At 32.4% G+C, this 7,833-nt stretch carries 10 protein-coding genes; 5 read left to right on the forward strand and 5 right to left on the reverse strand.

All coding sequences use genetic code 11. The features are described from left to right. Positions 1-3 precede the first annotated feature (3 nt). Entirely contained in the window at positions 4-732 is a 729-nt protein-coding gene (locus CCY98_RS04715) for a fumarate reductase cytochrome b subunit (protein ID WP_112057435.1), read from the reverse strand. 242 nt (positions 733-974) lie between these two features. Between CCY98_RS04715 and CCY98_RS04720 the strand changes: the two genes are divergently transcribed. From CCY98_RS04720 to CCY98_RS04730, 3 genes are read left to right on the forward strand one after another with little or no spacing between them, the layout of a single operon-like run. Then, a complete protein-coding gene (locus CCY98_RS04720) occupies positions 975-1,220 on the forward strand; it encodes a NifU family protein (RefSeq protein WP_112057436.1) in 246 nt (81 codons plus the stop codon). Position 1,221: 1 nt separating this feature from the next. Beyond that, positions 1,222-1,845 carry a hypothetical protein gene (locus tag CCY98_RS04725; protein ID WP_112057437.1) on the forward strand — a complete coding sequence of 208 codons (624 nt, stop codon included), beginning with the start codon at positions 1,222-1,224 and terminating at the stop codon, positions 1,843-1,845. Next, the gene (locus tag CCY98_RS04730) at positions 1,842-3,146 is read left to right on the forward strand and encodes a UDP-N-acetylmuramoyl-L-alanyl-D-glutamate--2,6-diaminopimelate ligase (RefSeq protein WP_112057438.1); all 1,305 of its coding nucleotides are present in this window, start codon (positions 1,842-1,844) and stop codon (positions 3,144-3,146) included. The genes CCY98_RS04725 and CCY98_RS04730 overlap by 4 nt, the downstream gene beginning before the upstream one ends. Positions 3,147-3,148: 2 nt before the next feature. Here the strand turns inward: CCY98_RS04730 and CCY98_RS04735 are convergent, their stop codons facing one another. Further along, a complete protein-coding gene (locus CCY98_RS04735; protein WP_181566545.1) occupies positions 3,149-3,787 on the reverse strand; it encodes a Crp/Fnr family transcriptional regulator in 639 nt (212 codons plus the stop codon). Between the two features lie 798 nt (positions 3,788-4,585). Between CCY98_RS04735 and CCY98_RS04740 the strand changes: the two genes are divergently transcribed. Then, the gene (locus tag CCY98_RS04740; RefSeq protein WP_112057439.1) at positions 4,586-4,810 is read left to right on the forward strand and encodes a WYL domain-containing protein; all 225 of its coding nucleotides are present in this window, start codon (positions 4,586-4,588) and stop codon (positions 4,808-4,810) included. Between the two features lie 303 nt (positions 4,811-5,113). Here the strand turns inward: CCY98_RS04740 and CCY98_RS04750 are convergent, their stop codons facing one another. The 3 genes from CCY98_RS04750 to CCY98_RS04760 all read right to left on the reverse strand — a co-directional run bounded on the left by CCY98_RS04750 (position 5,114) and on the right by CCY98_RS04760 (position 6,883). Beyond that, positions 5,114-5,581: a hypothetical protein gene (locus CCY98_RS04750; RefSeq protein ID WP_112057441.1), complete on the reverse strand. Its 468-nt coding sequence runs from the start codon at positions 5,579-5,581 to the stop codon at positions 5,114-5,116. 15 nt (positions 5,582-5,596) lie between these two features. Next, positions 5,597-6,364, reverse strand: a complete 768-nt coding sequence (locus tag CCY98_RS04755; protein ID WP_112057442.1) for an agmatine deiminase family protein — start codon at positions 6,362-6,364, stop codon at positions 5,597-5,599. Between the two features lie 69 nt (positions 6,365-6,433). Next, positions 6,434-6,883, reverse strand: coding sequence for a hypothetical protein (locus CCY98_RS04760; RefSeq protein ID WP_112057443.1), 450 nt, complete (start codon positions 6,881-6,883; stop codon positions 6,434-6,436). Between the two features lie 236 nt (positions 6,884-7,119). On the opposite strand from CCY98_RS04760, the gene ftnA reads away from it, so the two are divergent. Beyond that, positions 7,120-7,611, forward strand: coding sequence for a non-heme ferritin (gene ftnA / locus CCY98_RS04765; protein ID WP_112057444.1), 492 nt, complete (start codon positions 7,120-7,122; stop codon positions 7,609-7,611). The last annotated feature ends 222 nt before the right edge of the window (positions 7,612-7,833 follow it).

Below are 7,833 nucleotides of genomic sequence, written 5' to 3' on the forward strand. Positions count from 1 at the left end.
CTCCTATAAACTTTTTCCAAGCGCAATCCAAGTGAAATCCGCTATAAAAGCAATAACTCCAAGAATGATAAAAATTGAGAATATAGCAATTTTGATATTGCGTCTTTTAATATTGCTTTGTGCCGTTGTTGGCGCTTCAAGAGGAACCCATTTAATAATCACACGATATAGTCCAATACTTGCATGCAAAACCATCACTACAAGTAAAACAAGATAAAACTCCGCTAAATTACCTTGAACAAATCTTGCTGCTGAAGTAATCGCATTAATTTCTGTAGAGTTAAATAAAATAGTTACTAAATGAGCACCACCCAAGAAAAACAAAATAAAGCCTGTGAGGAATTGAATCCACCAAAGTGTTGTGTCGCAATGCTTCATTAAGCTTTTATGTGTTTTAAAAACCATAAGTTGTTGAAAATTTGCTGGGAATTTTCTCATTGCCAAAAAAGCATGTGTTACAAAAAATGCACTAATTACAATTACAACCAAAGTAGTGATTATAGGAATGCCTTTTCCAAAAATTAAAGATCCTTCGCTAAAAGCAACTACCGCATTAAATGCTTCAACTCCAAAAAGAATCGACGAAGTAAAACACATATGCAACAAAATAAACACAGCCAAAACTAGACCTGTGATACTTTGCCATTTATCCCAACGCGCTGGATTCTTTCTTTTTTTTCTTTCTGAAGTTATTTTAAGATAACTTTGAATAACGACTTCATCATTTTGCATAAAATCCTCCTAAAAGTAGTAAGTATGCCAAGTGCTAATGTAGCACAACCGCCCTTTATTTTCATAAACCTGGCTAATTATAAAATAAAAAATGAAAAAATTCCATAAATATTTCAACTTTCTTTGATTAATAAAAAATGCTTTAATATTAAATTAGGTAAAAAGTATCGCTCTTGCTTAAAACTAATAAAAGATTAAGTTTTTATAGAATATAAAGAGATTAAAATTATTTAGGAGAAAAAATGCTTCCCTTTAGCGATCAAGAATTATTAAAGCCAGTGGAGATTGTGATTGACAAAGTGCGTCCAATGCTTATTAATGATGGTGGAAATGTAACCTTGCTTAAAATTGAAAATGGCAAAGTTTATGTGCGCTTAGAAGGTGCCTGTAAAGGCTGTCCAAGTAGCTCAAAAACACTTAAATTTGGGATTGAAAGTGCGCTAAAAAATGAAATTCACCCTGATATTGAACTTGTAAATGTAGGTTAATATGCGCTTAATCCAGCAAAGCTCAAAGTATTTAAAAAAGGCTCAAGAATCTTTTAAAAAGGGCGAATATTCAGAATGCCTTGAATTTTGTTCTTTAGCAAGTGGAATTCTCTCTGAAATTCAAGATAATCCTAATTTCGTCGCCAAAAATAAACCTTTTTTGCAAATGCTAACAATGTTGGCTGATATGGCGCTAGATCACAAGGATGAGGCAACAAGTTTGTTTGATTATTATCAAATCATTAAAGATTCTAAGACTTCTGATGCGCAACAAGAAATTATCGCGATGATAGAAAATTTTGATAAAAATCTTTTTGCACTTAATCTTGCACTTCAAAGTATTCAAGAAGCCGACATTGATAGAAGCGATGGAATCTTATACAAAGATTTTCAAAAAATAGCCGATGATATTGGCTTTAAGGAAGCTTTTGAGGATTTAATGTTTAGCACCAAAATCATATTCACACACAAGGGAGATTTTTTATTTTTTATGCAAAATCTCGTTGATTATGGATTCAAAGATGTTGCGATGAATTATTTTGAAAATGTTGGCAATATTCTTTTTTTGGATAAAGATTTTCTAAGAATCTATAAGCAGATTCTTAAAGCAGGAGATTATAAATGAAAATTGCACTAGACATTTCTAGGGATTTTAAATTTTTAAGTGATGATTCAAGAGAAGTCTCCAAAGATTGTGCCTTTTTTGTTACGCAAAGCTCCCAAAAATATCTTAAAGAAGTTCAAAAAAAAGGCTGTGAGTTTTTTGTTACCCCCAAAGAATTATCAAGCTATTTAAAATTAGATTTACAATGCATTGGTATTACAGGGACAAACGGAAAAACTACGACTGCTGCAATGATTTATTCTATCCTTTTGGATATGGGCTATAAAGTTGGTTTGCTTGGAACGCGAGGATTTTTTATTAATGGAATCCAAAAACGCCCAAAAGGGCTTACAACTCCCTCCACACTAGAAATTTACACTGCTATCAATGAAGCCAAACAAGAAGGTTGTGAATTTTTTGTTATGGAAGTAAGCTCACACGCTATTATTCAAAATAGAATCGAGGGCTTAGAGTTCGCGCTAAAAATCCTAACTAACATCACAAGTGATCATTTAGACTATCACAAAACCCTAGAAAATTATATTGCAACTAAAAACTCTTTTTTTGCTAATCCAAATGACAAAAAGCTTATCAACAAAGATGAAAAAAACGCTCAATACTCACTGCAAAACACCCTAACTTATGGAATTGAATCAGCCTCCACTTTTAGTATCAAAGCTTATAGCCTAAAAGGTGGAATCACCGCGCAAATAACCTATGGTAGCCAAGTAGCTACTTTGGATTCTTTGCTCCTTGGCAAACATAATCTCTATAATGCACTAGCCGCCATTGGTGCAGTGCAAATGCTAACCCAAAAACCCCTGCAAGAAATTGCTAATCAATTAGAAAATTTTGGGGGAGTTATGGGGCGTATGCAAATTATCAACCAAAAGCCTCTTATTATCGTTGATTTTGCACACACTGAAGATGGAATGGAGCAAATTTTTCAATCTTTTCTACATCAAAAAATCGCAGTGCTTTTTGGCGCAGGTGGCGATAGAGACAAGACAAAACGACCAAAAATGGGATTTTGTGCAAGCAAATACGCACAAAAAATTTATCTCACAAGCGACAATCCACGCAATGAAGACCCTAAAATTATTATGCAAGAGATTCTAAGTGGAATCCCACACAATAAACTCTCAAGAGTTACCTTAGAAGTCAATCGCGCTTTGGCTATTCAAAAAGCCATTGCCCAACTCAAAGAAGATGAAGTGCTGCTTGTGCTTGGAAAAGGCGATGAAACTTATCAAATTATTGGTGATCGCACCTTACACTTTGATGATTCAGAAGAGATAAAAAAGGCGCTTAAAGCCAAATAAGACTAATCCAAAAACTCTATAATTCCGCGCTTTAAAATAATTTTATTTTGCTTTTCTAAATCTTTCAAAACTCTAGAAACAGCCTCTCTAGCGCTCCCTAGTGCATTGGCAATTTCTCCATGTGTGATATAGAGCCTTTTTTTATCATTCCCATTAGCTTTAAGCGCTTCAAGCAAAAAGTTACAGACTCTTTGGTTTAAAGATTCAAAAGCCAAAGAACTAAGCGAATCAACTACCTTGCTTAATCTCTGCGACACCAAATCTAAGTGAAATTGCTTTGCCTTAGGGTATTTTAAACTTAACTGATCAAATACTTTACTAGGCAGAATCCACACGCTAGAAGTCTCTATAAACTCCAAATTCACTTCAAAAGTGATATTTTTAAACATACAAGAAGCCGAAAGAATACAATAATCATCTTTATGGAGCACAAAAAGATTAATTTCTTTTGCATAAGAAGAAATGATATAAGCCCTAAGTGCGCCATATTCAATCAAAACTAACCCGCGACACTCATCTTCTCCACTAGCAATTCTCTGTCCTTTTGCAAAGCTCTTAGAATAAACTCTCTTGCAATAAATCTCCCTATCTTCCTTAGAGACTTCCCATTTTTCCATTAATTCTAATATTGTTTGTTGCAAATTTTCCCTTTAGAGACTCTAAAATTTTGTATTTTGTCAAAATTTGCCTTACAATTCACTAAACAGCCCATTAAAGACAAATGAATAAATTTTGCATACAAACTAACCAGACAAAAGAGCTTAGGCTATTAGTTTTAATGCGGATTCTAAGGATGCTTTGGCTAGAATTAATCCAAAATCAATCTACGCTTTTTATTTTGTTGTGAATTGATACTTATGGGGGCAAAAATGACAAATCAAGATGAGCAAATTGCCAAGATTTATGACAAAATCCCAAAAACATCACAGAACTTGCGCGTATCTTAAATGTAAGCACAAAAACTATAGAGCGCGACATCAAAAATCCACTTATTTCTAATCAATTACAAAAAATAAGTCAAAAATGGAGCATAAAAGAAGATAGCAAAAGCGCCTTTGTATCAAATATGCTAGATAAACTCTCCTTTTATCTTGGAGAGGATTTCTACCAAAAGGCGTGTAAATATGTGCATTATGGAATTAGCATATGCATTTAGCAGACCTTTCCCTTTTTGTTGATATTGGCAGCAAAAAGCTAGAGAGCCAACACATTGATTATATTTTACTCTTCAATCATCAAAAAGATTCAGATTTAATTCAATTATAAGAATCAAAATAGGACTATTAAACCTTTAAAAGTTGCTCTTTTTTCTAGTTTTTAGTATTTGGTGTGCCTAGAAAATGAGATTCTAAAAACGCTTTATTTAAAAAGCATCAAAGACATAAAACTGCTAAAAGAAAATTTTGAAGCTTCACTAGATATAAGCAGAATCTTAAAAAATGCAAATTCTGTGGTTTAACAACAAGCCATATTTTATTGCAAGAATGCTAATTAGCGCAGAAGTGGCTAAATATTTCATCAAAAAACCACTTAAAACACAACGAATCATAGAAACGCTAGAAGATGCATCATTGATTATTGAGATTTATATTAATGACAAAATGCAGATAAAACCCATAATCTATGAACACATCCCCCATATTAGACTTTTAGAACCACTTTAGCTAGCAAAAGATATAAAACAAGAGTTGCAATCTTTCATACAAATCCTAGAATCATAAACCACTAACATTTCAAGGCAAAATGCCAAGAAACACAAGCTTTTTATGTTAGAATCACTAGATTTTGATTGTCTAGTTATGAAAAGCTATTTGAAATTTCTCCACTCAACAAACTATTATAAAAGCATTCAATCCTTTTTGCAAAATATTCTTTAAAATTTTCAGCATTTATCATATCACTCTTTGCATTATTGCAAATACAACAAGCCAAAACGCAGTTATCTTCAACATAGCCTTTGTTTGGTTTTAGTCTTTCAATCTGCAATGTGCTATTAAAAGATGGTTTTTTAGATTGTATAACCTTATTGTCAAATATTTTTTTAAGTTTTCTTCTGTGATTCCGCAATAATGACATTTTCTTTCTTTGGGATTTATACGCGCTTTCTCATACCATAGGGCAAATTTTTTCATTTCTTCAAATTTTTCATCAACTAATTTATCTACTTCTTCAAATTTTTTATCTTCCTCTTTATTCACGATTTCATATTTTCGCATTATTATTTCATAGTGCTCTTTTAAGCATTCCACTTCGCTAGTATCTTTTAAATTTAGCTGATTCCTTATCATTTCAAAAATAGTAAATTTGCTCGATGCTTTATCAAGCAACTTCTCTGCGATATCTCTACTTCCAATAGCACCTTTAAGATATAATCTTAAGAAACTTTTCTTTACATCATCTCCTAGATTCTCGATAAAATCAACTCTATCTGCCATTTTTTCTCCTTTTAATTATTCTAAAACATTAGCACTAATACAGTGCAACGCCCCTCCCTTTTTGATGATAGGTTTTAAATAAATACCCACCATTTGTTTGTCCTTGTAGATATTTTGCAAGAAGTTTAAAACCTTTTCATCTTCACTTATACCATAGGTTGGCACAAAAATCACTTGATCAAATTCTATGAAATTTAAATATCCGCCCCATTTATACTTTTCCATAAATTCTTTAGAATAGCTCATCTTAGTAACTTGAAAACCCTCTAAAGCTACATTTAGCTTTTTAAAAAATTTATCATTTTCTAGCGAGAAATCATTAATCAATATGTGATTTTTGGTTACAAATCTTGCCATACTATCGCTATGCCCATAGCTATCATAGGCTTGTTTTGGCAAAAATATTATGCGATTTAATTTGAGAGTTTGCTTGAGAGTTTTTATAATTTCTTCTTCTTTTAGCAGCGGATTTTCACTAAAGATTTTCTCGCACATAAAGGCAATATCTTGCATTCTTACAAAATTACCACCATCAAGAACTAAATTTAAGTGATTATCCAAAGGCTCTATGAAAGTCCTTATTTCAGGTCTTTTTTTGAGATAATTTGGATTATAAATATAACTTGTCGCGGTATTTTCATACACCAAGGGCATAAAATCCCTTACCCATATATCTTTGCTCTCAACCTCCCTATAAGCAATATTAAATCGCTCAAAATGCTTAATGAGATCTTGATAAATACTTTGATGCTGTTTTTTTAAAAGATTAGAAATAGCTATCACAAACCACCCTTAAATCTTTAAAGTCAATGATTCTCCATCATAAGAGATTTTATATTATAAAATCTCTCCCTAAAATTCTAACTTACCCTTAGAAACTTTATAATGTTTCATAGCAAACCCTTGAAGTTTTTGCATAATTTGCATTTTGTTAAGATAAAGCAAATCCTCTGTGATAGGAAACTTCAATGTTCGCAAATGAGACAAACCAGCAAGCGCGTGTATAGGCTCACTTGTGCGTTTGAAATTTGTTTTTATGTCAATTCTAGCTTCTTGTAGCTTTGTGTATTTGTCTTTTAGCCAAATGCTCTCTTGCAAAAACAAATCCAAAATGTCTTTATCCAAAACAAAATCAAGCTTTCGTATAAACTCCAAAGAGGAATTCACCATATCATAATGCCCCTTTAAAAACCACTCCTTCATACTTGAACACTCCAAAAACAAAGACTTTGTTTGGGTAAATTTCTCTGCAAGAAAACTTTTATCCACATGAGTTAAAGTGTGCTTTATAGTATCAAACATTCTAAATCCTTTGTTTTTTTGATTCATATAATATTAACCACAAAAAGCAGACATTAACATTCCCTATTTTTAAAATATGATTTTTGCAAGTCAATAAATTTATATCAACAACCCGCACAACAAGAATCCTTAAGAATCTAGCATCTTTGCTTATTGATACTAATACAGAATCTTAAGAGAAATATTAGGCAATATAACTTAGAATTCAAACTCTAAATTTTCATTAAGGATATAAAATGATTACACAAGACATTGTAAAACTACTCAATGAGCAAATTGCAAAAGAAATGTTTGCGGCTAATTTGTATTTGAGTATGAGTTCTTGGTGCTATGAAAATAGCTTTGATGGTGCGGGTTTGTTTTTGTTTCAACATGCCGATGAAGAAAGTGGACATGCTAAGCGTCTTATTACATACCTTAATGAAACAGATTCTAAGGTGATCATTACAGAAGTCGCCACTCCAGAATCCAACTTTAATGGATTGCTTGATGTGTTTGAAAAAACATATGCGCACGAGCAAAAAATCACACAATCTATCAATAACCTTGTAGATTGCACCTTGCAAAGCAAAGACTACCCAACTTTTAATTTCTTGCAATGGTATGTAAGCGAACAACACGAGGAAGAGGCTTTGTTCCGTGGAATTGTTGATAAAATCAAACTTATTGGATCAAATGGTGATGGTCTCTATCTTGCTGATAGATTTATCAAAGACCTCACAAAATAAATCAAAGCTAGATTCTCTGCAGTCTCTGCTTGAGAATCTCAAGCTACACACTTCCACTCTAGGCTTTTTATACTTTTGTTTAAAGCTAAAAATTTATCAATCACAGCCCTTTGGTGCTACCTTATTATAAATATTCTAAAGAAAGCATAAAATAAAGATTCGGTTTTAAAAGGAATTTTAATCCTGCGTGGCTTACCGAAAACCACTTATTTTAGTCCCTTT

Origin of the sequence: Helicobacter sp. 11-8110, assembly GCF_003288905.1 — a bacterium.
GTDB lineage: Bacteria > Campylobacterota > Campylobacteria > Campylobacterales > Helicobacteraceae > Helicobacter_D > Helicobacter_D colisuis.